Below are 25,348 nucleotides of genomic sequence, written 5' to 3'. Positions count from 1 at the left end.
AGCCATGTAGTAGCCGGTGCCGCGCCAGAACTCGTTGGCGCTGTTGAACCAATAGTTGAGATCGAAGCTCGCCTGCTTCAGCCGCTGTTCCGGCAGGATAAAGCTCGGCGGAATCGCCAGCGAGGTGCGGTTGGCATCTAGCAGGGCGATCCCCTCCTTGACGATGTCGGTGAAGAAGTACTGCCCCTGGCGCAGGTGGTCGTTCACCTCCTTGAGGGGGTGGACCAGCAGCGTGACGGTGATGGGGTCGGCCAGCGCCCGCAGGTCCCGCTCCAGCCGCGCCCACAGGCGGGTGTTGTCCAGCAGGCAGGGCTCGGAGGGGATCACCAGCAGGTCGTAATCCGACGCGTAGCCGGTCTCGGGGTCCTCCACCCAGTCGCCGCGGGCGTGGCTGCCGAAGAGGATCACCCAGTCGACCGGCACCACCTCGCAGATCCACTGGGCGATTCCGCGCAACTGACGCGCCTTCGCCTCCGGCAGGTGGGCAAGATCCGCCTTGCGCCGGAGCTGCAATCGCGGGCTGCGGTACTCCGGAAGCGAGTCGGCGACGGTGGGTTGGGAGTCGGTCATGGCGGCGGGCGTCCGTCCTGAAACGTCATCGCCATGCTACCCGGCATACCGTGTATTTGTACAGTACACCGGCCACCTCGATGGTGTACCGGGATACGACGCACGCCGTGTTCCTGACCGCGCCGCCCTGGCGTCCACACCGTCGAGGAGTGCCTTTGGTGCCGAACATTCCGTCCGGAACGACGCTGCAATTGATGCAAACACGACAAGCAGGAAGATATTTTCTACTCTTTATCAACTAGTTGCAGGATGGCACAAAACATGATGTCGGCATCGTATTGCACCACTCAGTTACGCGATCTCTCCAAGGTAGCCATGTCTGAAAGCTGGACGGCACCACCCTGCGCATCTACTACGAGGACTACTTCTCGAAACTGCGCAGCGCTATCTCCACCGACGGCGGCGCCAGTTGGAGCCCGGAAGGCGAGATCGGCCTGAGCGGCGCCTCCGGACTCTATCCGAGCCTCGACGACCCGGAGGTGATCCGCCTCGCCAGCGGAGAGTACCGCCTCTACTTCGCCGGCACCCCGGTCTCCGAGGTCACCGACACCACGGCGAGCCGCGGCGACATCTACGCCGCCACCTCGACCGACGGTCTCAACTTCACCATGGAACAGGGCCTCCAGATCGCGGGCTCCGCCAGCCGGCGCGTCAGCAGCCCCGACGTGCTGGCCTTGAGCAGCTGCGGCACGCGCCTCTATTTCCGTGAGATCACCTACGACGCAAGCGGACTGCCGGTCTACCAGGAGGGTTGCAGCTACTGCGGCAACATCGGTAGCGTGTTATCTAACCAGTAAGACGTCGCCCCCCCCTCTCGCGTGAGGGGGGGGGGCGACAGGTGATCCACCGGAACCATTTACCACCCGGGCAGAGGGGCTCTGCCGCTATTGTGAGCTTGCAGCCACTATGCAATGGAAAGACCCCGGCGCGCGTTCCAGCGCCTCACATGCCTGTGAAGCTGAAGGTGTGCCACTTGAATTTCTCAAGATGGATTTTGGCGTTTTCAAATTTTTCAAAGTTGCAAAAACAAGCCAACCATTGCTCCTCGGACTTTTCAACTTTGTCGAGCGAGTGACAAAGGCTCAACATCACTTCCGTCAAAACAGTCGATTATCAGCGGGCTATTGCTCATCACGTAGACTCAAACCAAGAATCAGCTGCCAACAACGGGGGTCGGCTGGCTTTTCTTGTTGAGAGATTCCTGTCCATGCAATGAAAATATGTGCTTGAGATGCTGGGAAAGCTGGTACATAGCAGCATCCGAAACCTCTGTATTTAACAACTGCTTTCCATTTTCACTGGACGCATCAAAATCCACTGTACCCCATATGGAGCCATCTTGATTAAAAATCGGTGACGCCAATACGAAATTCAATTCATCAGAAACATCGCCGCTATCTTTTTCGATATGCTCTGGCAATGGACTCACCTCAGTCCTCGTAATTTCTTCATTTACCACCGCCCTTACCACAGCGACCTTTTCTGCCAAATCTTTCGTGATAGAAAACTTGAGTCGGCCGACAAGTTCCTTTACGGGATTCGGAGACCAGTAATGGCTACACACCAATTGCTCTCCAATCTTTTTAAAAATAAATACTCGCAAATGAGCAGATTCAGGTGTTTCAGGGACACTTACTGCCCGACAAACGGTTTGCAATGCACTGTTTACAAGATTACTTAATAGCTCGTTGTCCGGAGTTCTTGGACTAGGACGTACAGACTCGTCTTCTTTCCTCTTCTTAGACCCGTACTGCTGAATCGACCGCTTAATCTTATTGCAGCTTGGACCCAGAGCAGCCAACAAGTTATCATCCGATCTATTTTCATCATACAACCCCGGCTTTATGCCTATAAGATCTGAAGGCATATGAAAAGCTTCTTTACTGTTAGGCATCAAAATAAAGCACCTACTCCTACCCAGCTGACCAATAAACATTCCTAGCTCAAATAACACATTGTCGCGCACCATTTTTTCCTTTTCCCCTCTAATGGTGCCAATATCATCCAAGGAAAACACGAACACAGCAAAATCATATACCTCCAACTGCCTGACTAATTCATCTAACGTATATTCAGATAAATCAAAAACACCTTGTGGCCATACTGTTATTTCAGCCATAGATTCCAAGTTTTCCTGTACTGCATATGCCACATCTAACCCCTCAACAGAAGAAGCTACAAATATTTTCGGTTTTGCCGCCATGTTTTCAAACCTCACATATTTACATGCCTTACTACCACACCCACCCACATCATAGACAAATCACATCCATCGACGGCAGGCATTTGTCGAATGTTGATAATTTCAAATCAATAACCCCGCAATCGCAGCAGTCATCAAGGTAGCAGATTGTCCGCCAACAAGAGCCTTTACACTTAATTCAACCACAGTTTGACGCTTCTCGGGAGCAAGTATGGTCAACGCGCCTATTTGAATTGCTATCGACGCAAAATTCGAGAACCCACACAACGCATACACCGCAATCACTATCGACCTTTGACCAATAGCTGTCGATTGAGTTTCTATTATGTCGCCGAGAGACTGATAGGCCACAAATTCAGTAAGAATTAATTTTTCTCCAATCAAAGATCCAACCGTTAAAGTTTCGCTCCACGGAACTCCAACCGCCCAAACTAACGGCCGGAGAATTTGGCCGATCACGTCTTGAATGGTTAGTTGATGACCAACCATTAGTTCCCCAATGGCACCAAATGGCCAATTTACCAGCGCAAGCAGTGAGATATATGCAATCAACATAGCCCCAATATTAGCCGATAGCCGCAATCCATCGGCAGCCCCATGAGCAGCGGCATCGAAAACATTCCAAGACTTTTGCACAGGAGAATACAGCTCGATATTATCTACTTTTCTCGGAGCTTCAATTTCAGGAACGATGATTTTTGATATCACAAATGCAGCAGGCGCAGATATGACACTTGCCGTAAGCAGATGCTGCAGAAAGAAGACTCGCCTTGCTGGATCATCGCCTCCTAAAAAAACCACGTATGCGACCAGAACCGTTCCTGCAACCGTAGCGAATCCACTAATCATTAGCGTCGCAATTTGAGATCTTGTAAACCCAGACAAATAGGGACGAATACTTAGCGGGGCCTCTGTTTGCCCAACAAACACGTTTGCCGCAACAACAACAGATTCTACACCGCTTACTCTAAGGGTCTTCTTTAGAACCCATGCAATGACTAGTATTATTTTCTGCATTATTCCGAAATGATACAAAACAGCCATTAACGCTGAAAAGAAAACAATGAGGGGAAGAACCCTTACCGCGAAAACGAAACCAACAGGCCCGGAAGCTGATCCCAACCTCTCCCCAAAGACAAAAAAAATCCCTGCGTCGGCGCGAAGAAATAGCTCATTTATCCCCCGAGCCATTGTGTGAAATATTGATGCAATAGGCTCAATTTTTAAAAATAGCAATGCAACAATAAATTGCATAAATATGCCCGACGCAACCATTCTAAAAGATACGCATTTCTTATTTTCAGAAATAGCCCATGCAATGAATACTATAACGGTTATCCCAAACACGCCCCTGTATGCTTCTAAAATATCAATCATGCCATTTTTCCCGCCACATAACGTTATAATAAAAGCCGGTTAAAGCTTTAAACATTAGCACCACGCAGTGATCGCGCTGCGCCATAATTGGCCTTATTTAACTACCGTCTGTCGGCGGACCAACTTCCGCGTAATACTCCCAACCGACGCATCAATATCTGCTGATATTCGGCGAAAAACAACAGGGCAATCAACATTCGAAGGCATTGCTTAAGATATTGTTATGCCGCCGCCCAGCAGCAGGCCACCCGAAAATAGTGAAGTTCCGCCGCACAAGCCACCTCCAGCCGCAGTGAAGCCGACTACGTACGATCGGAAATACGGCAATTTTCCGTGCTGACGGCGACAGTATTGGCGGCGTGACACACACACGCCCGTGCAGATCAACCCCCAGCGGCAGCAATACCGAGATTAAACACCTAATGACCTTGTTGTCTGTAGGAATTTTCTGAAAATTGGTGGATGACTATTCGGAACGTCCATCAGAAGTACCCACCCGAGGCGGCACATCCTCCACCAGAGGGCAGAAATCCGGGAAACACTCAATGCCTCCATGCGATTCTTCTCGACATCGTGAAAATTTCAACCCACGATTCCGTCGGTATCGCTGGTGCCACGCCTCCGTTTGAAACGGCCCAAAATCCGACGCAAACACGACAAGTAGGAATATATTTTACAATTATTATCAATTGGTTACAGGGTGGCACAGAATATGATATCAGCGTCATATCAAGCCATTCAACCGTGCAATGTCTCCAAGGTAGCCATGTCCGAAATCATCCCGTTTCCCGTTTCCAACGATCGACACGACTCGGATCGCGACGCGGTCGTCAATGAAGAGCTGAAGTCCGTCCCGAGGAGGGACCGGGAGAAGCTCCGATTCAAGCTGATCAAGACGCTCGACGCCTATGACGGTTTCTTCACCAAATGGTCCCTGAACCTGCCCGAAGAGATCGACGAAACGCTCAAGAAGCAGATCTACGACATCGCGCATCAGGAGCACGATCGGAAGATGCACATGTTGCGGGACATCATGATCCTGAAGATCAAGGTGCTGGTCGCTGAATACCACCAACGGCACGGCTAGCCGGAACACCCATCGGAAGAATACGCCGGAGACGATACGGACTCCGCCAAGGCGGCGATCCCGGAAAAGTCCAACGCCTCCAGGCGGCGCTCGATGCCGGCCAACCGCCGCCCCGTGGTCCGGTCATCGCGGCAAGTGCCGCGCATCCGCTCGATCCACGCCTCGATCTCGTATACCGCCCCATCATGGGCGTACTCCGCGAGTTCCGCCCAGGCCTTGTTGGCGGGGCCTTCGGTCTGGGTTGGCGGATCGGCCTCCCCCTCCGGCGGCTCGAGGTCTCCCGCATTCACCGACGCCCGCTGCCACTCCAGGCCGAGCAGCTCGCCGACCCGCTCCAGTAGCCGCGGCACATCCACCGGTTTGAGCAGCAGCGCATCGAAGCCACGACCTTCTCCCCACCCCGGCGGCGGCTCCGCCGGGGTGGCGGAGAGCAGGATCGCCGGCAGGTCGCGGGTCGCCGGAGCGGCGCGTAGCGTGGCGAGCAGCTCCCAGCCGCTGCCGTCGGGGAGGCGTTGGTCCAGCAGCGCCAGATCGAAACGGCCCTCACCGACGCACACCAACGCCTCCGCCAGATCGGCGCAGGACTGGACGGCGAAGCCGAGCTCCTCCAGCAACTGTTGGAGAAACTCCCGGCTGGCGACGTGATCCTCGACGATCAGCACCGCCCGCCGCGCCCCGGCGTAACCGATGATCGGCAGGTCGGGCAGCGCCAGCGCAACCTCGGCCTCCTCCCCAGCCGCGAACGCCGCCTCGAAGCCGAAGCGACTGCCCGCACCGGGGCGGCTCTCCACCCACAGCTCGCCGCCCATCGCCCGTGCCAGTTGGCGGCCGATCGCCAGTCCCAGTCCCAGCCCCTCCCGCGCGCCCTCCCCCGCCTGGCGGAAGGGCTCGAAGATCTCCTCCAGCCGCGCCGCCTCGATGCCGACCCCGCTGTCGGCCACCTCCAGGGCGAGGCGGGTGCCGCCCGTCCCGGTGTCCGCCGCCCCGCCCACCCGCAGGACGATCGAGCCGTCGCGGGTATAGCGGGCGGCGTTGGCCAGCAGGATCAGCACCACCTGCTCCAGGTGGCGTGCGTCCAGGCGTAGCACCGGTGGCAGCTCACCGCTGAACACGGCCTCGAAGCGGTTGCCCTGGCGGGCCGCCAGCAGTTCGCCCTGTTCGCGCCAGCGCGCCAGCAGGTGGTGGAGGTAGCACGCCTCCGGCCGCAGGGTGAGCCGCTGGCGCTCCAGCCGGGTGTAGTCGAGCAGGTCGTCGATCAGGCCGAGCAGGTGGCGCCCCCCCTCCTCGATCCGCGTCAGCCGCGCCTCCCGAGGCCCGTCGCCGAGGTCGCGGCGCAGCAGGTGGGCGTAGCCGAGGATCGCGTGCAGCGGGGTGCGCAGTTCGTGGCTGACGCGGGCGAGGAACGCCCCCTTCGCCCGGTCGGCCCGCTCCGCCCGCTCCTTCGCCGCGCGCAGCTCGGCGGTGCGCGTCGACACCAGTTCCTCGAGTCCCGCCCGCTCCGCCCCCTGCGCCGCCTCGCGCTCCCGGCGCAGCAGCGCGATGCGGTCGGCGATGGCGAGGCTGGAGAGCAGCTTGGTCACCGTCAGCAGCACGGTGGCGGTCACCTCGTTGGTGAACGGCAGGCGGGGCAGCCACCCCTTCACCTCGGCCAGCAGCAGCACGCCGGTCGGCGCCACCAGGAACACCCCGGCCACCAGCAGACGCGCAGGATGGAAGCGGTCCCGCCAGTAGACCTTGAGGGTGGTGACGGCGACGGCGGCGAAGATCGCCATGCCGAGCAGCGCCATGAAGCGGTTGAGCGGCTGGAAGGGGGCGCCGAGCAGGTGGGCGGCGACCACCGCCAACGCGGCGGCGGCGAGCGCCGCGAGCAGCCGGCCGAGGCGCGGCGAGAGGGTGCGCAGCATGAGGAACTCGCGGCTCATCAGGGCGAAGCAGCAGAGTTCGATCATGCCGAAGACGGTGGGAGCGCGTAGCGCCCACTCCGGGTGGTGGGGCCACAGCCAGGAATAGGCGAAGCCCTGGAAGGAGAGTTCGAAGAGCAGGAAGAAGGGGATGCCGAGGAAGTTGTAGAGCGCCGCCAGGTCGCGGTGGACCACCGCCAGCAGCAGGATCAGCAGACCCACCCCGGCGAGCACGCCGAACAGCGCCACCGCCATCAGCAGCTCGCGCTGCGCGTTGGCCCGCTGCGCCTCCGGCGCCCACAGCACCGGCCGCAGCGAGAGCGCCGGCCGGCTCTTCACCCGCAGCAGCAGGTGCATGGTGCGGCCGGGCTCCAGGCGCAGCGGGAAGAGCAGTTGGCGCCCCGGCACCGGGCGCTCCGCCGGGATGACCTGGACACCGTTGTCGAGGCGCCGCCACACCCCCGCCCCCTCATCAACGAACAGGGTCACCCGCTCCAGCCGCCCCGGCTCGATCTCCAGCCAGCGCTCCAGCGCCGCCGCCGTGGGATTGCGCAGCGCGACGCGGGCCCACAGCACCTCGGGACGGAAACCGAGATTGAGGCTCTCCCGCCCCATCGGGCGAAACGCCGCCGAGCGCGCGGCGACCTCGGGGTCTTCGCCACCGGCGGGATCGAGGAAGTACTCCACCACCCCGCCGAGCGGCAGCGAGGCCACGCCCGGGGAGAGCTCCACCACGGTGGCATCGGCCAGCAGCGGCAGCAGGAGCAGGAGGATCGCCAGCCACCCGCGGGCAGACGGGCGCTCAGGTCTCACCGGCGGGGGCCTCACCGATCGCCGCCAGACCGGCGGAGCGCCGGTATTCGCGCGGCGAGATGCCGTAGCGTTCGCGGAAACCGGCGCTGAACGCCGCAGCGCTGCTGTAGCCCAGTTGGATGGCGATCTCGCCCACCGCCAGGTCGCTCTCCACCAGCCACGCGCAGGCCTGGCGAAAGCGCTCCTCGCGCAGGAAGGCGAACACCGGCACGCCGAAGCGGTGGCGGAACGCCTCGGTCAGCCGCCGCTCGTTGGTCCCCACCCGGTGGGCGAGCGCCACCAGCGTCGGCGGCGCGGCCAGCTCCTCGCGCAGGATCGCCAGGGCCGCCTCGGTCAGCGCGTGGTCGTCGCGGCCGTGGGGAGGCGTCGGCGCCACCGGCGTCGCCCCACCCTCGCCGACCTCCGCGCCCCCCTCGCGCAGGCGGCCACGGAGTCCCAGGTGGACGCGGATGCGCGCCGCCAGCTCGTCGAGGTCGTAGGGCTTGGTGACGTAGTCGCAGCCGCCGGCGCCGAAGCCCTCCAGCTTGTCCCGCGGGTCGGCCAGAGCGGTGACGAAGATCACCGGGATGTCGCGGGTGCGCGGGTCGTCCTTGAGCAGACGGCACAGCGCGTGGCCATCCACCTGGGGCATGCGCACGTCGAGCAGGATCAGGTCGGGCGCCAGGGTCAGCGCCTTGTGGTGGCCGTCCACGGCGTCCAGCGCGATGAGCAGCCGATAGCCCCGCCCGCGCAGCCGGTCCACCAGCAGGCGCACGGCGGCACGGTCGTCGTCGATGACCAGGATGCGGGCGGCGGACGCGGCACTCATCGCAGCCCTCCCCGAGCGCTCCCCTCCCGGCAGGCGGTCGCGCGATCGAAAGATTCGGTCGCGCAAACGATAGTTTGGCTCCCGCCAATCCGACGACACTCCCACTGTCCGCGCACGGCCCTTCCCATCCCGTCGGTCCCACACCCCACGCCGGCCGACGCACCCTGCCATCGCGACGCCGACCCGGTACTCCTCAACGATAAAGAGAGCATTTTATGAAATCGCCATCCTGCAAATCCATCGCCCTGGGGCTTTTGCTGGGGCTGTGCGCGTCCGGCGCCCACGCCACCAGCCCCAACGGCCAGTGGCAGATCACCATCACCAACCGCTCCGCCGGCCAGCTCCCCTATCTCCTCACCGCCAGCACCGACGACGGCAGCAACCTGAGCGACGTCAATTGGGACTACGGCCACTACGCCTGCGTCTCCCCGCCGAACGTCTCGTCGGGCAGCCTCGCCCCCAACGCCAGCAGCGACACGATCTCCGTCACCATCGGCACCGGCTGCGACATCGATACCGGCAACGTCTACTACTACAACTTCCTGGTCGCCAACCAGACGATCACCCTGGTGACCACCAAGAACAGCCCCACCAGCGTCAACATGAACGTCTACGCCAACGGGGTCGGGATCTGCAACACCCAGATCGGCGACCACTCCGACGACTACGCGGCGATCACCCTCACCGCGGGGACCAACGGCAGCCTCTCCTGCACCCTCCCCAGCCAGAGCTGAACCCTCCCACGTCGCCAAGGAGCCGAACATGCACCACCGCGCACCGCGCCCCGTCGCCCTCGCCCTCGCCCTCGCCCTGGGGACCTCCCTGCTGATCCACGCCGTCGCCGGCAACGCGATCCCCCTCGAATACGCGCAACTGGCCACCGGTTTCTACCCGGACTCGCTGGCCACCGCCTCGCAGAGCTGCTTCAAGGTGAGTTCGAAGGCGCAGCCACAGACCTCGAGCAGCACCCTCACCGCCACCTACTACCTCTACAACCAGAGCTCCTCCAGCAGCTACTGGAACATCTCCGACTCCGCCAGCGCCTCCTACGGCAAGGCCCACGCCAGCGGGGCGGTGAGCGAGACCAGCGAGGCGGCGAGCAACGACAAGAGCGCGCTGTGGATCGACCGTTTCCAGTACTCGATCGTCCAGTCGGTGACCATGGACCAGATCGAGCTGACCTCGGCGGGGAGCGACCTCGTCGACGCCATCGGTAGCGCCACCGATGACGCGCAGAAGAAGGCGGCGATCGACAACTTCATCCAATCCTGCGGGACCCGGATCGTCACCGAGACCTTCACCGGCCAGTCCGCGGCGATGGTGCTCGAGCTGCGCTACGCGAGCGCCCGCGACAAGGAGAGCTTCGACACCTCCGAGACCGCAGGCTACGGCAGCATGGCCGAACTGAGCAACGCCATCGAGAGCACCAACACCGCCTCCTCGTCGAGCGTCGCGGTCGCCGGCAGGCTCTACCAGCTCGGTGGCGACAGCGACACCGACACCCAGATCGCCGCCAACGTCACCGCGATCAGCGGCTGCTCCGTCGATCCCGACAGCGGCGCGCTCTCCAACGACTGCACCAGCGCCTCCCTGCAGTTCACGACGTTCATCGCCAGCGCGGCCTATCAACAGCAGCTGACCGCGGACAACGCCAACAACGCGGTGATCCAGTACCCCACCGCCTCGGCGCTGCCGGTGATGCTGGACACCGCGGACCAGACCGCCCTGACGGCGGCCATCGCCGGCTACCAGGCCGTCTACCGTCAACTGGACGACGAGTGGCAGACCCAGGAGATCATCTACCAGGCGATGGACGCGATGACCCGCGGCGAGGTGGGCGGGATGACCAACAGCTCGCTGACCTCGCTGATGACCTCGGCGAAGGAGAGCGCCGCCACCAACCGGAACCTGCTGGGTGGCTTCCTTCAAGAGTGCAGCAACGGGGTCTGCCCGGCGAGCTACTGGACGGACTACGAGGGCGCACGCAAGCCGATCTCCCCGCTGGCGAGATCGTTCGCCTATCTGCTGAACCACGGCAGCAGCACGTTCGACACCGGAATGCTCTTCGCGTGTGACGACAACAACGTGACGATCACCTTCGACACCGCCAACATCGCCGCCGTCTACCTGGACAACCACACCAGCGAAAACGGCACGTTGACACTGACCCTGCCGTCGCTCTGCGCCACCCCCGGCGACGCGCAGAACACCACCTACATCGGCTACATCCGGCTGAACCGGATCAGCGAGACCAGCTACCTCGCCTATCTCCCCTTCGTGATCCAGCGCGACCCGGTCTTCCCCACCCTGGTGGTGAGCCAGAACGACAACAACGGAAACAGCGTCACCATCCCCAGCGGCGGCGGCCTGGCCGGCATCCAGGGGAGCATGAGCGGCACCCTGGCGACCGCCGCCTCGGCGAACTCGGTGAGCTACGTCGTGAACCCCAGCGGGGCCGCCACCGTCGCGCCGTTCAGCACGACGGGCCAACCGGGCACCCAGCCGACGCCGACGATCCACTTCGACGCGACCATCACCACCACGTCGCTGCCGGCCACGCCGTCGGCGCGGCCGAAGAGGTCGCCCGGCGACCTCTCACCCACTTCATCCGACTGAGATGGAACCCACGGGCGGCGCGGAACCCGCGCCGCCCGCTCATGCAACCGATACAGGAGTTACTCGACCATGAACCCCCTCGACCACCTCGTCCCCTTCCGCACCGAGCAGATCCACCACCTGCCGGCAGCGCAAAGCGCCCTCAACCGCTTCGCCGACGCGCAGATCCCGCAGAACCCGTGGATGGCGCCCAACGACTTCGGCAGCCCGCATCAGGACAGCTGGTGCTCCGAGTCGGTCTCCCTCGACGGGCCCACCGGGGAGAACCTGCTGCTGATCGAGCAGTACAACCCCTTCGGCTACACCCCGAACATGGTCTGCAACCGCAACGACCAGATGATCGGCATGTCGCTGGACTACCTCACCTCGCAGTTCTGGCTGGTGGTCTTCGACGCCGAGTGCAACATCCTCTCCGGCACCCCCGCCGGGGTGCGCTCGGGCAACACCTTCGGCGGCGGCTACTTCTACCTGGACAACGACGACAACACCGTCGTCGTGCAGAACAACCACATCGTCAGCTATCCCACCGCCACGGTGGCGCCGAAGGCGGGGGAGATCTACCCGCTGAAGGCCAACTGGCACAGCGCCGACATCATCGAACTGGTCACCGGATCGAAGGAGGGCAACGCCCTCTACTCGGCCCTGCCGGTGTGGGACGAGACCCGCCCCAACCTCTACTGGTGCCTGATCGCCGGTGAGTACGACTACCAGAACTACCCCGACAGCACCCTCTCCGCCAACGCCTGGATGGCGGTGGTGGAGATCGACCCGGCGAGCGGCGCCACCACCCTGGTCGGCTCCCTCGAATTGGACCGCCAGTGGAACAACAACACCTTCGCGGTGGACGAACAGGGCGCCTACATCGTCACCAACGGCCTGAACGCCGACGGTCTCTGCGTCGATGGCTACCTGTGGGCGTTCGCGCTGGAGGGGAACACGGTGACGGTGCGCTGGCAGAGCCCCTACGACAACGCCGGCTACCTCAAGCCGGGACAGAAGAACATCGGCTCCGGTACCACCCCGACGCTCACCCGCACCGCCGATGGCGTGGAGCTGGTGGGGATCACCGACAACGCCGATCCGCAGCTCAACATCGTGGTCTACCGCCGCGACGACGGCACTCTGCTCTCCCAGACCCCCTGCTTCGCCAAGCGGCGCAGCGCCGACGAGGCGTCGCTGATCGGCGTCGGCGACACCTTCGTCGCCGAGAACAACTTCGGCCACTACCCCACCTGGCCCTTCTCCCAGTTGGTGCCCAACGGGCCGGGGATGACCATGGTGCAGGTCGACGGGGAGGAAAACGGGGGGGCATCCGAGGCGCTCTGGTACCTGGAGAACGTCCACTTCTACGCGATGAACATGCTCTGCCGCGGCAGCGGCATCATCTTCGCCCACACCTGCGATTGGAGCGACGACCTCTCCGCCACCAAGGGGGGGATGTACTACATCAGCGCCATCGACTCCTTCGACGGCCGGGTGATCTGGCGCGTGCCGCTGGGGCGCGGCGTGCAGTACTGCCACGAGTACGGCGGCATCTACTTCAATAGCCGGGGGGATCTCTACATCGGCACCAACCAGTACCTGGTCTGCATCAAGAACTTCGAGGACCGGTCAGCGAAGTTGAAGGCGGTCGTCAAGGCGGCCCACGCCGCGGGCGCGTAGTCCGTTGTGCCGGCCGGGGCGCGATGGGAGTGCCCCCGGCCGGCCGCCTCACCCATCGAATCTCCCAAATGAAACCGGACGAAGAGGAGGCGTCGCGTTCACGCTGCCGACAAACGCTTCACCCGCAGCTCCTTCCGATGCTGCTCTGCCTGCCAAAGGTCATACTGCGACTGCTGGTTCAACCAGCTTTCGGAAGAGGTATCGAAGGCAATCGACAACCGAACCGCCATTTCGGGACTGACACCGGCCCGTCCATTGACAATGCTGGAGAGCGTCTTGCGACTGACCCCCAGCGCCTCGGCGGCCACGGTGATGGAAATACCGAGCGGCTCAAGGCAAAGCGCCTTGATCACTTCACCGGGATGGGGGGGATTGTGCATCTGCATGACCCGGCCTCAATGGTAGGTTCGTAGAATGAACAAAGGAGCGGTAGCGGCGCGCTAATCGAACAAAGTCAGCAAACCGAATGACGGCAGTGCCGTTTTGATGGGCACGCTACGCTTGGCCCATCCTTCGGTGCCACATCAATCACCCCCGCCACCACCATCACTTTGATCCGACGACCAGCTTTCACTGCGACCACCATGCTCCCATCCGCTGTAATCATGGATATCCCCGGGCATGGCATGACTTCCGCCCGAACCGGATCCGAATTCACTCTCCTCCGTCTTCTCAATATATTTCTGCGTCAAAAAAATAAACACACCAATGAAAATCAATATGAAAGATAAGATCTGGAGCCAGAAAGCAAACATCCAACCAACCGGCTGAACGATCACGCCAGTCAAAATGATGATTATCCCGATCCAGTTTCTCGGCTCCATCGATCGCTCGTTTTTCTTTTCGGAATAGCAGCAGCATAACACCCCTACAAAGGGCCGGGGAGCGACACGACAAGACGCTCTCTACACCATTGGCATCACCGCCTCCTCCGGTTGATCCGCTACCAGTCCGACAACTCCCTCCTCCCACGCGGCAACGAATGACTCGATAGACTCGATGAAGTCGGGATCGTGTTCGGCGCGGTTGATGGTGCAGTGGATCACCGTCGCCGACGAGCCGCCACCCTCCTCCGCGGTGACCGTCCATGCCAGCGCGTTGGGGCACTCGGGCAGGGTGAAACGCACCCCGCCGCGGATCAGCTCGCGGCGTACCGCGAAGGCGCCCCACAGGCAGTAGACCTCCCCGGTCTCGCCGTCGTCGCGCAGCACCTGGTCGATCAGCCCGCAGCAGCGGGGCAGCGCGGCGATGGTGATCCGTCGGCGGATCTCCTCGGCGGGAAGGGCGGGGGCGGCAGCGAAGAACTCCATGGATCACCTCGGGTTGCGAAGAACAGGTTCGGCGGATAAATTAGAACGAACGTTCTTTCCAGTCAAAGCGGGGCGCCGTGAACGGCATGGGCAAGCGGGAAAAACAGAGCGCCGACCTCCGCCAGCGGGTGCTCGACACGGCGTTGCGGCTCTTCTCGGAGCGGGGCTACTTCAACACCTCGGTCCACGACATCCGGCGCGAGGCGGAGGTGAGCATCGGCTCCATCTACCACCACTTCGCCAACAAGGAGGCGGTGGCCAAGGCGCTTTACGCCTCGATCCTGTCGCGGCTCGAGGAACTGGTGGAGGAGGCGATCGACCGCCACACCACCACCCACGACCGCGCCCGCTCGATGGTCGAGCGGCTGTTCCGGCTCACCGAGGAGGAGCCGCGAGTGGTCGCCTTCGCCCTCTCGGCCCGGCACCGCGAGTTCATGGCCGACGAGCCCCCGGTATGCTCCTCCCGCCCCTTCGCCCGCATGCGCGAGCTGGTCAACGCAGGGATTGAGCGTGGTGAATTGCTCCACCTCGATCCGGCGGTGGCCGCCGCCGCGCTGTTCGGCGGCCCGATCCGGATGGTCCAGCTCCGACTCGACGGCATGGAGTCCCGGCCGTTGCCGGAGCTGCTCGACGAGGTGTGGCGTTGCGCTTGGCGGGCGGTCGCCCATTCGAGCGAAGCCATCCGATCCTGAGCCGCAGCGGCCTTCGTCGCGCCGCCCTCGATCCACCCCCGATAGCGATGAATCACCCCGGGAGCTGAAATTGGTAGGGGACGGTTTCATCTCGCTGATCGGCTACCAGAGCCAGGGGTACCACCTGGTCCCCATCTATTGACCGTCACACCGCTGACACAAACCCTTCCCAGAATCGGCCCATGATTGCCGCCCATGTCACGTCATGATCCCGCCGGACCGCTACGAGGAGAGCTTCGTCTCGATCCTCGCCGAGGAGGAGTCGGTGTACCTCTATCCCACCGCCGGCCACTGGGACGAGCAGGAGGGGCATTGGGTGGCGTCGATCCACGGCTGGATCTTCCGGCCCCTCGAAGAACACACCCGGCGGGCGCGCTTCCTCAAGCTCTTCCGCAAATCCCTGGGAATCCGGCGCAAGGAGGTGACCGAGAACTTCCTGCGCCGCGCCGAGCCGTTCCTGGTGGAGTGTCTGGAGCGGCGGGTGCTGCGCATCGAGCTGGGCGGCGAGCGCTACACCCTCGACCCCTCCGGCCACAACGGCCACTTCCACAGCGAGATCCTGATCCCGCCGGCGATCGCCGGCACCCCGCAAGCACCACGCAGGGTGGAGTACTCGCTGGTGCTGGTGGCGGGGGACCGGCGCGTCCTGCGCGGCACCATCCACCTGCTGCCGCCCCGCGGGGTGAGCGTGGTCAGCGACATCGACGACACCCTCAAGGTGAGCGAGGTGGCGAGCAAGCGGCGGCTGCTGGCCAACACCTTCATCCACGAGTTCCGGCCGGTGGAGGGGATGGAGCGGCTGCTGCGGGAGTGGGGCGAGCGGGGGGCGAGCCTGCACTACGTCTCTTCCACCCCGTGGCAGCTCTACGACGAGCTGACCGACTTCTTCGAGCGGCTGGAGCTCCCCGGTGGCACCTTCCACCTAAAGAAGTTCCGCTGGCGCGACCGCAGCTTCTTCGACCTGCTCGCCTCGCCGAAACGGACCAAGCGCAAGGTGCTGGAGCCGCTGTTCAACGCCTTTCCGGAGCGTCGTTTCGTATTGCTGGGGGACTCGGCGGAGAAGGATCCCGAGATCTACGCCCAGCTCGCCGCCGACTACCCGCAGCAGGTCGCCGCCATCCTGATCCGCGACCTCGACGGCGCCACCGCAGAGGCCAAGCGCTACCGCAAGGCGTTCAAGGGGTTGCCGGAAGAGCGCTTCCGGGTGTTCCACGATACGGTCGAGCTGGGTGGGTTCGAGCTGCCGCGGGTCGAAGGTTAAAGGCGAAAGGTCAAAGGTCAAAGGAAGAGAGGCCCTGCCACTCCCGCTCCCCCCTTTCCGACGGATACGGACTCGGTGCATCCGATGACGCCGAACGAAGGCCCTTTGACCTTTTACCTTTCGCCTTTGACCTGCTCGGCACCACGCCGACACCCGCCACATATACTATGGTTTCGGTAACCGGAACCCCATCATGCTCTCCCATACCCTCCTCCTCGACCGCAGCTCGCTGCCCGGCCTCGAGCGGCTGATCCGTCACGCCCAAACGCAGCAGGACGACCTGCCGCTGCCGGAGGAGTACGCCCTGCGCTGCACCGCCTGCGGTCACCCGGTCACCGACGAGCGGCTGCGCATCCAGGTGCAGGGCGCCCACCGCCACCACTGCGTCAACCCCGTGGGCCTGGCCTTCCAGGTGAACTGTTTCAGCGAGGCGCCCGGCGCCCTGGCCCTGGGCCACCCCCAGGCAGAGTACAGCTGGTTCACCGGCCACCGCTGGCGCTACGCGCTGTGCGGCGGCTGCGGCGAACACCTGGGGTGGCACTATGAGGGCATCGAGCGGTTTTTCGGGCTGATCGAGGGGAGCCTGAAGCGGGACTGACGCGGCGCGGCGCGCGGTCCATCCGACAAACCCGGACGCATGAACGACGCGTCGCCACGAACGGCCCGTCAATCGTCGGCGGTGAAATCGGCGAGGGCGGCGAGGAACACGGAGCGTTTCAGCGGCTTGGCCAGGTGGGCGTTGCAGCCGGCCTCCAGCGCCCGGTCCACGTCCTCCGTCGTGGCGTGGGCGGTAAGCGCCAGGATCGGCCGCGACAGACGTCCCTCTTCCGCCTCCCAGCGACGGATCTCGCGAACGGCAGCGAGGCCGTCGAGCTTCGGCATGCGCACGTCCATCAGCACCAAGTCGTAGCTCCCCGCCCGGTAACGCGCCACCGCCGCCTCCCCGTCGGCCACCACGTCGAGCCGGTGGGGGGTCCCCTCCAGATACCCGCGGATCAGCACCGCGTTGTCCTCCACGTCGTCGGCCAGCAGCAGCGAGAGCGGAGCCTAGTCGGCGGGGAGTCGCGCCTCTTCCTCCTCCGGCAGCGCCCCGTGGCCGACGGCCAACGGCACCTCGAAGTGGAAGCGGCTCCCCTCCCCCTCGCGGCTCTCCACACCGATGGTGCCGCCCATCAGCTCCACCAGCCGCCGGCAGATCGCCAACCCCAGGCCGGTGCCGCCGAAGCGGCGGGTGGTGGAGCCGTCGGCCTGGGTGAAAGGCTCGAAGATGCTCTCCAGCTTCGCCGCCGGGATACCGATGCCGCTGTCGGCCACGGTGAAACGCACCGGTTCCCCCACAACCGACGGGACCTCGACGATCACCTCGATCGCCCCCTCGCGGGTGAACTTGATGGCGTTGCCGAGGAGGTTGGTGAGCACCTGGCGCAGCCGCGCCACGTCACCGTGGCGCACCCCGCCGGGCTCCCCGAGCCAGCGCCGGCGCAGCGCCACCCCCTTGCCCTCGACCAGGTGGCGATAGGCCTCCACCACCTCGTCCACCAGCGGCTCCAGCTCGAAGTCGAGCTCCTCCAGCTCGAAATGGCCGGCCTCCACCTTGGAGAGGTCGAGGATGTCGTTGATCAGGGTGAGCAGCGCCTCGCTGTTGCGCCGCAGCACCTCCATGTAGCCGCGCCGCTGCTCGTTCATCTCCTCGTCGCCGAGGATGTCGGCCATGCCGATGATGGCGTTCATCGGTGTGCGGATCTCGTGGCTCATGGTGGCGAGGAACTCGCTCTTCGCCCGGCTCGCCGCCTCCGCCTCCTGCTTGGCGCGGCGATAGGCCGCCTCCCGCTGCTCCAGCTCGTGCAGCGAGTTCTGCAGCTCGGCGGTGCGCTCCTCGACCCGCCGTTCCAGATCGGAGTGGGCCTCCTTGAGCTGGTTCTCGCGACTGAGGATCCCCTGCTGCATGGCGTTGATCACCGCCGCGGTGCGCGCCAGCTCGTCGCCGCCGCGCAGCTCGATCGGCATCCGGTAGTCGCCCCCCTCGATGCGCCGCAGGCCGCGCAGGATCACATCCAGCGGCGCGGTGAACCAGCGCCGGAAAAGCAGGCTGGCGAGCAGCGAGGTGAGCGCCACCACCAGCACCAGGATCAGCAAGGTACGCTCGAAGCTGCGCTGGGCGAAGCGGTCGGGGAGGCTGACGTCGTAGACCGTCTTCGAGATGTAGTGGAAACCGGAATGGCTATCCTCGATGGGGTGGAGCTGGTAGATGGTAAGTTGCTCCCCCTCGGGCAACTCCAGACGTCCCCCCGCCGCCCGCAGCCGCTCGGCGACCCCCGTGGCCAGCGGGCTGCGCTCGCGCAGCAGCGACCACTGCGCCTTCTCGTCGGCTATGTAGAGATCCTCCTCCACCACCCGGTCACCCACCTCCGAGGCGCTCTTGAAGAAGACCCCGAAGAGGAAGTCCTGAGCGGCGCGGGAGTGGATCAGGGCGAACCCCTCGCGCACGTTGACCGACACCTCGACGATGCGGTCGCTGCCCTTCGGGCCGTAATAGGCGTACTTCTTGATGATGCCGGTGCGGCTGGACATGGAGATGCGATCGACGATCACCCGCCCGCTGCCGTAGAGCGCCTCCAGTTGCCCATCCAGCTCGGCGCTCAGCCCCCCCAGATCGAGCCCCAGGTCGGCTTCGAAGGTGGTGTTGTCGATCACCTTACGGCGGTTGATCAGATAGATGTCCGAGAGGTTGTAGGGGGCGATCAGCGCCCGCAGCTCGGAACGGGAGAGCCCCTTCGGATCGCGCTTGCCGATCTGTCCGGCGATCTCGACGAGCGCCTCGCGCAGCTTGCGGTCCAGCTCCCCCTCCAGGCCGGAGAGGAAGAGATCGAAGGCGCGCACCTTCTGGGCGGTGAGACGCTGGGTGGCGGCGATCTCCCGCTCCATCACCTCGGAGAGCGCCCGCCGCCCGTCGATCCCCACGCCGAGCCCGGTTAGCGCGGCGGCCAGGGTGATCAGGGTGAAGAGGAAGAGGGTGAGGCGGAGTTTCACGGAGGCTCCGGTGGGTGAATTCTCCGTCAATGGTAACGGAGTTCCGCAACAAATGCGCCACACCCGATGCCGATCGGAACCCTGCGACCCGTCCGAAGGTTAGAATCACTCCGACAGTTCGATGGTGGCGTATTTCCCAGACGACACCATGTCATGAATCCCTACGCTGTGGCCACGAATAAGCGCCTCGTTTTCGTCGAACAACAACTTCATGGGCAATGAACGAGTTTGTGCTCACGATCTGCCGCGAAGGCGAGGCAGGCAAGGATGTCACGCCGATCAAGCTCCGGAAAATCATCGATGATCTCCTCCACCGACATGTCATCGGCCAGCATGTTGAGAACATCGTAGACGGTGATCCGCAAGCCGCGGACGCACGGTTTCCCCGATCGTTTCCCCGGCTCGATGGTGATCCGCTCTCGATAGTCGATCATGGAATCCGTCCTCGCAACGCATTTCACCGAACGATATCACGGGTACAGCGGATCAAGTCGCCGCAGAGAGCGGGTGAGCGAGTTCTCCGTCAATGGCATCGACGTTCCGCGACAAACGTGCCACACCCGATGCCGACCGCCCCCCCCGACGACCCGTCCTACCCCACGCTTGCGGACGACAGGCCGGAAGGTAAGGTCAGGGGCACTTTCCAAAAAAGCGGAGACGCCTCGGATGACGCGCCCGGCCTCGCCGCCACGCGCCTTGACCCTTCGACGGCGACCCCCTACGCTCCCCCTGCCGCCGCAGTAAAACGGCGGCTGGGATTGGCGTCCCACGAAACACAGAGCTGGAAGGCGCTTCGGCGCCTTTCCTGCGCGTGCTCGCACTATGGCGAACCGTGCGGGGCGTCCTTCGGGACGGCCGGTTCCCTGTGTACCGGTGACGCCAACCCCGTCGGTTCGCCTCCACTCCGGTTGGCGTCGGGGTGGAGGTGGTCAGTTCCATCAAACACAGGACTCCACCATGACCACCGATCCCTCCCCCACTCCCTCTGTCTCCCCCGACCGACTCGCCGAACTGCTCAACCAGATCGCCAACGCCGTCTGGAACCTGGAAAACTGCATCGGCGTTCTCGAAGCCGCCCACGACGACGAACTCCCGTCGCGATACTTCTCGGTGGAGGGCGTCACCGAACTGATGTTCGAGATCGCCCACCACTCCGCCGATCAGGCTTCCGAGGCACTGGAAATGTTGGAGGTGGAGTACGGGCTTCAGGTAGAGATCGGCGTTCAGCAATAGGCTACGACTCCACGTCCGATGCCGTTCGGCAGGTGGTCGTAGTAGATATGAACGATCTGGGAAGCCGAAAGTCGGGTAGGGTGTGCCAACGTTAGGAGGCGCACCAGCCAGAGAGGGCAATTGCAATATTCGGTCCCACCCACGGCGACACCAAATTCACCGTGCTGCTGTTCAACGAGTTCACGCTACGAACGATGCCGGAGTGGAAGCGGTAGTATTGAGGAGGGCAATTTTAGGAACCTGCGTCGATGGATGACCATATTCCCCACCCACTCCCCCCTAACGAAATCCAGGATCGGATCGATCCACTGACCCCCGACTTTGGAGCGGAGCAAGCCACCGACGGACTCGGGGCACTCCCCTATGCGAAATTGGGCGGTCCCGGATTCGAGCGCCTCTGCTACGAAATACTGCTGACCAAAGAATACAACCCTCGGTTCTTCGGACGCAGCGGCCAGCCGGACTACGGCGTCGATATCGTGGTGGAAACAGGAGAGCGGCGTAGTGTCTATCAGTGCAAAAACCTCTCGGACTCCCCCTCGTGGACGGCGATCCGGGACGCCGTCGAGAAATTCGCCTTCGACTGGCTGGAGAAGGCCGGCTTATCCCGGCCGGATCGCTACGTCTATTGCACCCCGCATCCTCTGGACGATCTGGAGCTAAACACGAAATGGACCCATTTCCGCGACGACTTCCTGAGTCGCACCGGGATCGAGATCCTCTTCTGGGACCGAAACACCCTCGACACCCATCTGCGCGGGTTACCCGACGTCGTCGCCGGCCGCTTCTCCGACGCCCACGCCGAGCACTTCTGCGGCTGCGCGCCGTGGAGTAAGGAGCCCTGGATACGCATTCAACGGAACGACGTCCGCCACCACTCCATCGAGCGTTTCATCCAGCGTCACGACCGCAATGCCCTCTACGTGGCGGAAGAGGATGCCCAGTGGTTTGAGGAGACCCTCGCCGACGCCCCGGCAGTGGCGATTCGGGGCCTCCCCGGCGCCGGCAAGACCTCGCTGGCACTGGAGCTGGGGACCCGCCCGGACACCCCCTATCGGCGCATCTACTACACCACGCTGAAGGACCCCCACGACTTCAACTCGCTGTGGCGGTCGCTGGACCTGCGCGCCCACCTCCCCTCGCTCTTCGTGCTCGACGACGCCCATCTCGACCTGGAGCAAGCCCGCCGACTGTTGGAGCGGGTCGAGCAAGAGCTGATACGGGGGCGGGGGCGGCTGGTGCTGCTCCTGCGGGGCCGCCCCTCCGAGGATGGTGAGACGTGGGACGACACCCCCCAGTGGCTGTTGGAGCTGAACGAGAAGAAGGCGGTGTTGGATCTCCAATTCGACCCGGCACGCACCCGCGCGGTCACCGAGTGGCTGCGCCCCGACCTGAAGGGGCTCTCCGAAGGGCGTCTGAGGCGCCTTCACCACCTCACCAACGGCGACCTGATGCTGCTCGACGAGACCCTCGCCGGCATCGACTCCGCCGGCGACCTCGACCGCCTGGGCCTCTCCCCCCTCTACGACGTCGTGCGACACCGCTACTTCGGCGAGCGCCGCCGCCGACTGCCCAACCTGCTCCGCCTCGCCGCTCTCACCCAGTTCGACCTCACCCCGCTCGCCGCCCATCTTGACCGGGACGGGCTGGAACGTGAGAAGGTTGGGGCCGCCGAACTGGTCACCGAACTCTTCGCCCCGCCCCGCTACCAGTTTCTCCACGCTTCCCTGGCCGAACTGGTTCTACGCGCCCTGATGGAGCTGGAGAACCCTGCGGAGGAGATGGAGCACCGCGTAGAGGAAGCGAGCTTGGCTACGGTGACCGACTATCTTCACGGTCGCCTATCCGAGGGGGAGACGGACGACACCCCACTGGACGACCTCCAGCAGGTGCTGCGGAGCGATCTCAAGCTACTACCCGCCACAGTAGAGACTCGGCTCAAGGCACGACTGCTCGAAGACACCACCATCCGGCGGGCAATCGAGGTGCGCTGGGAGCGGCTTCGCCTCAGCTTCCTCCACCGCTGTCTGGTCGCGCTCACCACCGCCGACCACCCGAGCCTCGACGACTACTCCCAACTCGCCGCTAGACGATTCAGCCTCCTGCTCCAGGAGCGCGCGGAGCCAGACAACAGCGTCATCACCAAGGAGTTCAACACCGGCCTCCGCGCACTCCGGAAACACGCCCCGCAACTGCTCGATCAACTACTGGGTGAGCACGGAGCAGAGCAACTCCTCCTTTTCGTCGAGCGGAACGGTTCCCTTTTCGAGCTATTTCAACTCATGGCACAGGCGCCCGCCGCCTTCCGAGGGGAGCTTCTGGATCAACTCTCGCCGGAGAGAACCCAAGCCCTGGTGAAGAAGGCCATCGTAACCGAATGCTCCATCAGCACCCTCCATCTTCCCCTCCGGGAGCTGGGCAACATCGACCTCGCTCAACTCAGCCACCTGGAGCGAGCCGTAGGCGCCGCCGACTTCTTGCGCCTGATTAGCGAAAACGGCACCCTCATCGAGCTATTCAAGGTCTTGGTGAACTCGACCCCCACCTTCCGAACAGAGCTACTGGATGGGCTCTCGCCGGAAAGTGCCCTGTTCCTGGTGGAGAAAACCATTGCCGCCGAACGTTCCATCGGCACCCTCGATCTCGCCATGCGCGATCTGGACTCCGAACTGCTTGACCACCTGGAGCGGGCCGTGGGCGCTGCCAACTTCCTGCGCCTGATCAGCGAAAACGGCACCCTCTTCGAGCTGTTCATGGTCTTGAAGCAGTCGTCTCCCACCTTCCGAACGGAGCTGCTGGATGGACTCTCGCCGGAGAGGGCACGCTCCCTGGTGGAGAAGAGCATCGCCGCCGGGCGCTCCATCGGCACCCTCAATCTCACCATGCGCGAGCTGGGCAACGTCGATCCCGCCCTGCTCGGCCGCCTGGAGCGGGCCGTGGGCGCCGCCAACCTCCTGCGCCTGATCGGCGGAAACGGCACCCTCTTCGAGTTGTTCAAGGTGTTGGAGCACTCGACCCACAGCTTCCGAACGGAGCTGCTGGATGGACTCTCGCCGGAGAGGGCACGCTCCCTGGTGGAGAAGACCATCGCCGCCGGGCGCTCCATCGGCACCCTCCCTCTCGCCATGCGTGAGCTGGGCAACGCCGACCCCGCCCTGCTCGGCCGCCTGGAGCGGGCCGTGGGCGCCGCCAACTTCCTGCGCCTGATCGACGGAAACGGCACCCTCTTCGAGTTGTTCAAGGTGTTGGAGAACTCGACCCCCAGCTTCCGAACGGAGCTGCTGGATGGACTCTCGCCGGAGAGGGCACGCTCCCTGGTGGAGAAGAGCATCGCCGCCGGGCGCTCCATCGGCACCCTCGATCTCACCATGCGCGAGCTGGGCAACGCCGACCCCGCCCTGCTCGGCCGCCTGGAGCGGGCCGTGGGCGCCGCCAACTTCCTGCGCCTGATCGGCGGAAACGGCACCCTCTTCGAGCTATTCAACATCTTGCAGCGCTCGTCTCTCACCTTCCGAACGGAACTGCTGGATGGGCTCTCGCCGGAAAGGACCCGTTCCCTGGTAGAGAAGACCATCGCCGCCGAACGCTCCATCGAATCGCTCCACCACTCCTTACGACAGATCGGTCGAGACCCTCACCAAAGAGAGCTCCTGATGGCACGCCTCGGGGTCGAGGAGTGGTGGCGGCTGCTCGTGGCTAGGGGGACCCTCAACAGCCTCACCAACCTCTCCGGCGCCCTGGACGAACAATTCCGCGCCGAACTGATCGAGCGATCCGCGGCCCTCACCGTGGAGCAGTGGGGCGACATCCTCTCACGAGGACGATTCCTCAACGCCTGTGCCTTCACACAAGAGGAGCTCTCCGGCTATCCCGCGCAGAGCCGAACTCGCTTCCAAGAGGCGCTGCACCGCACCGCTCCGACGCTGGCCCAGGGTGCAAGTTGGCTCGACCTCAGTCACAGCCACCTCCCCGCCACCCCCGCCTCCACCGAACAGCGGCTGCTGAGGGAGGCGCTGCAAAGCCGTATCGACGCCGTCACGCCCGAGGCGTTGCGCGGACTCGATTTTCGCGAGGCGGTCAACGGCTTCGCCTTCGCCTGGCGGGAGAGGCCCGACCTGCGCCGCGCCCTCGCCTCCGAGCTGTGGGCGATCCTGCCCGCCGTGGAGGAGTGGCCCCGCAAACGGGGCGAGATCACCGACCTCCGAAGCGTATTGACCACCCTCCACTCCCCGGAGTTCTCCGACGACGACGTTCAGCGGCTATTGGACGAGACCTCCCATTTCCTCAACGACGCCGTCTGCGACAAGACCCCCACCCGACAACTCTTTCTGCTCGCCTGGTCGCTGTCATACGTCCGCCATGACCGCTTTGCTCCGGGGAGATTCGAAGGGGGCCTGCGGGAGGAGCTCGTCACGCGCCTGGTTCGGCAGCTCCAAAAACGGGTGTCACCGAAGGGGGGCAACGACGAGAAGCTGGCCCAACTCGCCCTGGGTGGCCTCCTGGCGCTGGTGGCGCCGAGGCGGTGCGAGAAACTTCGCGACATACTGAGACCGCTCGTGGCGCTCGAGAGGTGGCTCCTTTCCGAGGCGCTGACGGATAGCTTCATCCCGTCGCTTTTCGCCCTGGAGGGGCTGGCGCTCTCAACCCCCGTGAGGTCGATATTCAATGTTCTGATATGTCGCGAACTGCTGGCAAAGTCCGCCGAGCTTGACCATACCGGCCCGGCCGTCGAGGCGTTGAAGGAGCGCGTGAAGCGATACGGCGGGCGGGCGTAGCGAACCCTTC

At 63.5% G+C, this 25,348-nt stretch carries 21 protein-coding genes; 10 read left to right on the top strand and 11 right to left on the bottom strand.

Annotated features, from left to right (window positions below; all coding sequences use genetic code 11):
• Nucleotides 1–570, bottom strand: a 570-nt coding sequence (locus ACYQ2W_RS18000; RefSeq protein ID WP_459870188.1) for a nucleotidyltransferase domain-containing protein, incomplete at its 3' end; no start/stop codon positions are given.
• Between the two features lie 479 nt (nt 571–1,049).
• Between ACYQ2W_RS18000 and ACYQ2W_RS17995 the strand changes: the two genes are divergently transcribed.
• Entirely contained in the window at nt 1,050–1,367 is a 318-nt protein-coding gene (locus tag ACYQ2W_RS17995) for a hypothetical protein (protein WP_459870186.1), read from the top strand.
• Nucleotides 1,368–1,723: 356 nt separating this feature from the next.
• Here the strand turns inward: ACYQ2W_RS17995 and ACYQ2W_RS17990 are convergent, their stop codons facing one another.
• Together ACYQ2W_RS17990 and ACYQ2W_RS17985 are read right to left on the bottom strand one after the other, a co-directional pair.
• A complete protein-coding gene (locus tag ACYQ2W_RS17990) occupies nt 1,724–2,773 on the bottom strand; it encodes a TIR domain-containing protein (RefSeq protein WP_459870183.1) in 1,050 nt (349 codons plus the stop codon).
• 102 nt (nt 2,774–2,875) lie between these two features.
• Nucleotides 2,876–4,150 carry a NupC/NupG family nucleoside CNT transporter gene (locus ACYQ2W_RS17985; protein ID WP_459870180.1) on the bottom strand — a complete coding sequence of 425 codons (1,275 nt, stop codon included), beginning with the start codon at nt 4,148–4,150 and terminating at the stop codon, nt 2,876–2,878.
• A gap of 766 nt (nt 4,151–4,916) precedes the next feature.
• On the opposite strand from ACYQ2W_RS17985, the gene ACYQ2W_RS17980 reads away from it, so the two are divergent.
• The gene (locus ACYQ2W_RS17980) at nt 4,917–5,237 is read left to right on the top strand and encodes a hypothetical protein (protein ID WP_459870177.1); all 321 of its coding nucleotides are present in this window, start codon (nt 4,917–4,919) and stop codon (nt 5,235–5,237) included.
• On the opposite strand, the gene ACYQ2W_RS17975 is transcribed toward ACYQ2W_RS17980, so the two are convergent.
• Nucleotides 5,234–7,951, bottom strand: a complete 2,718-nt coding sequence (locus ACYQ2W_RS17975) for a hybrid sensor histidine kinase/response regulator (RefSeq protein ID WP_459870174.1) — start codon at nt 7,949–7,951, stop codon at nt 5,234–5,236. The two genes, ACYQ2W_RS17980 and ACYQ2W_RS17975, sit on opposite strands and share 4 nt — an antisense overlap.
• A complete protein-coding gene (locus ACYQ2W_RS17970; protein ID WP_459870171.1) occupies nt 7,941–8,759 on the bottom strand; it encodes a response regulator transcription factor in 819 nt (272 codons plus the stop codon). Before ACYQ2W_RS17970 ends, ACYQ2W_RS17975 begins: the two co-directional genes overlap by 11 nt.
• Before the next feature lie 215 nt (nt 8,760–8,974).
• On the opposite strand from ACYQ2W_RS17970, the gene ACYQ2W_RS17965 reads away from it, so the two are divergent.
• The 3 genes from ACYQ2W_RS17965 to ACYQ2W_RS17955 all read left to right on the top strand — a co-directional run bounded on the left by ACYQ2W_RS17965 (nt 8,975) and on the right by ACYQ2W_RS17955 (nt 13,037).
• Nucleotides 8,975–9,493, top strand: a complete 519-nt coding sequence (locus ACYQ2W_RS17965) for a hypothetical protein (protein ID WP_459870168.1) — start codon at nt 8,975–8,977, stop codon at nt 9,491–9,493.
• 28 nt (nt 9,494–9,521) lie between these two features.
• Nucleotides 9,522–11,375, top strand: coding sequence for a hypothetical protein (locus ACYQ2W_RS17960; protein ID WP_459870166.1), 1,854 nt, complete (start codon nt 9,522–9,524; stop codon nt 11,373–11,375).
• Nucleotides 11,376–11,444: 69 nt separating this feature from the next.
• Nucleotides 11,445–13,037, top strand: coding sequence for a hypothetical protein (locus ACYQ2W_RS17955; RefSeq protein WP_459870163.1), 1,593 nt, complete (start codon nt 11,445–11,447; stop codon nt 13,035–13,037).
• A gap of 98 nt (nt 13,038–13,135) precedes the next feature.
• Here the strand turns inward: ACYQ2W_RS17955 and ACYQ2W_RS17950 are convergent, their stop codons facing one another.
• The 3 genes from ACYQ2W_RS17950 to ACYQ2W_RS17940 all read right to left on the bottom strand — a co-directional run bounded on the left by ACYQ2W_RS17950 (nt 13,136) and on the right by ACYQ2W_RS17940 (nt 14,347).
• Nucleotides 13,136–13,423: a HigA family addiction module antitoxin gene (locus tag ACYQ2W_RS17950; protein WP_459870160.1), complete on the bottom strand. Its 288-nt coding sequence runs from the start codon at nt 13,421–13,423 to the stop codon at nt 13,136–13,138.
• A 138-nt stretch (nt 13,424–13,561) separates the two neighbouring features.
• Nucleotides 13,562–13,861: a hypothetical protein gene (locus ACYQ2W_RS17945; protein ID WP_459870157.1), complete on the bottom strand. Its 300-nt coding sequence runs from the start codon at nt 13,859–13,861 to the stop codon at nt 13,562–13,564.
• Nucleotides 13,862–13,942: 81 nt separating this feature from the next.
• Nucleotides 13,943–14,347: a hypothetical protein gene (locus tag ACYQ2W_RS17940; protein ID WP_459870154.1), complete on the bottom strand. Its 405-nt coding sequence runs from the start codon at nt 14,345–14,347 to the stop codon at nt 13,943–13,945.
• A gap of 86 nt (nt 14,348–14,433) precedes the next feature.
• Here ACYQ2W_RS17940 and ACYQ2W_RS17935 point away from each other — a divergent pair, with 86 nt between their 5' ends.
• The 3 genes from ACYQ2W_RS17935 (at nt 14,434) to ACYQ2W_RS17925 (ending at nt 16,898) form a co-directional block, all read left to right on the top strand.
• The gene (locus ACYQ2W_RS17935; protein WP_459870151.1) at nt 14,434–15,039 is read left to right on the top strand and encodes a TetR/AcrR family transcriptional regulator; all 606 of its coding nucleotides are present in this window, start codon (nt 14,434–14,436) and stop codon (nt 15,037–15,039) included.
• Between the two features lie 205 nt (nt 15,040–15,244).
• Nucleotides 15,245–16,300 (top strand): phosphatidate phosphatase App1 family protein, encoded by a 1,056-nt coding sequence (locus ACYQ2W_RS17930; protein WP_459870148.1) that lies wholly within the window; start codon nt 15,245–15,247, stop codon nt 16,298–16,300.
• Between the two features lie 193 nt (nt 16,301–16,493).
• Nucleotides 16,494–16,898, top strand: coding sequence for a cereblon family protein (locus ACYQ2W_RS17925; protein WP_459870146.1), 405 nt, complete (start codon nt 16,494–16,496; stop codon nt 16,896–16,898).
• Between the two features lie 68 nt (nt 16,899–16,966).
• Here ACYQ2W_RS17925 and ACYQ2W_RS17920 read toward each other — a convergent pair whose 3' ends face one another.
• The 3 genes from ACYQ2W_RS17920 to ACYQ2W_RS17910 all read right to left on the bottom strand — a co-directional run bounded on the left by ACYQ2W_RS17920 (nt 16,967) and on the right by ACYQ2W_RS17910 (nt 19,764).
• A complete protein-coding gene (locus tag ACYQ2W_RS17920) occupies nt 16,967–17,329 on the bottom strand; it encodes a response regulator (RefSeq protein WP_459870190.1) in 363 nt (120 codons plus the stop codon).
• Nucleotides 17,330–17,347: 18 nt separating this feature from the next.
• The gene (locus ACYQ2W_RS17915; RefSeq protein WP_459870144.1) at nt 17,348–19,330 is read right to left on the bottom strand and encodes an ATP-binding protein; all 1,983 of its coding nucleotides are present in this window, start codon (nt 19,328–19,330) and stop codon (nt 17,348–17,350) included.
• Nucleotides 19,331–19,539: 209 nt separating this feature from the next.
• The gene (locus ACYQ2W_RS17910) at nt 19,540–19,764 is read right to left on the bottom strand and encodes a DUF433 domain-containing protein (RefSeq protein ID WP_459870141.1); all 225 of its coding nucleotides are present in this window, start codon (nt 19,762–19,764) and stop codon (nt 19,540–19,542) included.
• Nucleotides 19,765–20,287: 523 nt separating this feature from the next.
• On the opposite strand from ACYQ2W_RS17910, the gene ACYQ2W_RS17905 reads away from it, so the two are divergent.
• On the top strand, nt 20,288–20,563 hold the full coding sequence (locus ACYQ2W_RS17905; protein WP_459870139.1) for a hypothetical protein: 276 nt from the start codon (nt 20,288–20,290) through the stop codon (nt 20,561–20,563).
• Nucleotides 20,564–20,811: 248 nt separating this feature from the next.
• Nucleotides 20,812–25,338: a hypothetical protein gene (locus ACYQ2W_RS17900; protein ID WP_459870136.1), complete on the top strand. Its 4,527-nt coding sequence runs from the start codon at nt 20,812–20,814 to the stop codon at nt 25,336–25,338.
• Nucleotides 25,339–25,348 lie beyond the last annotated feature (10 nt).

The organism is Endothiovibrio diazotrophicus, from assembly GCF_054657215.1.
This window is presented reverse-complemented; position numbering and strand designations above follow the sequence as displayed.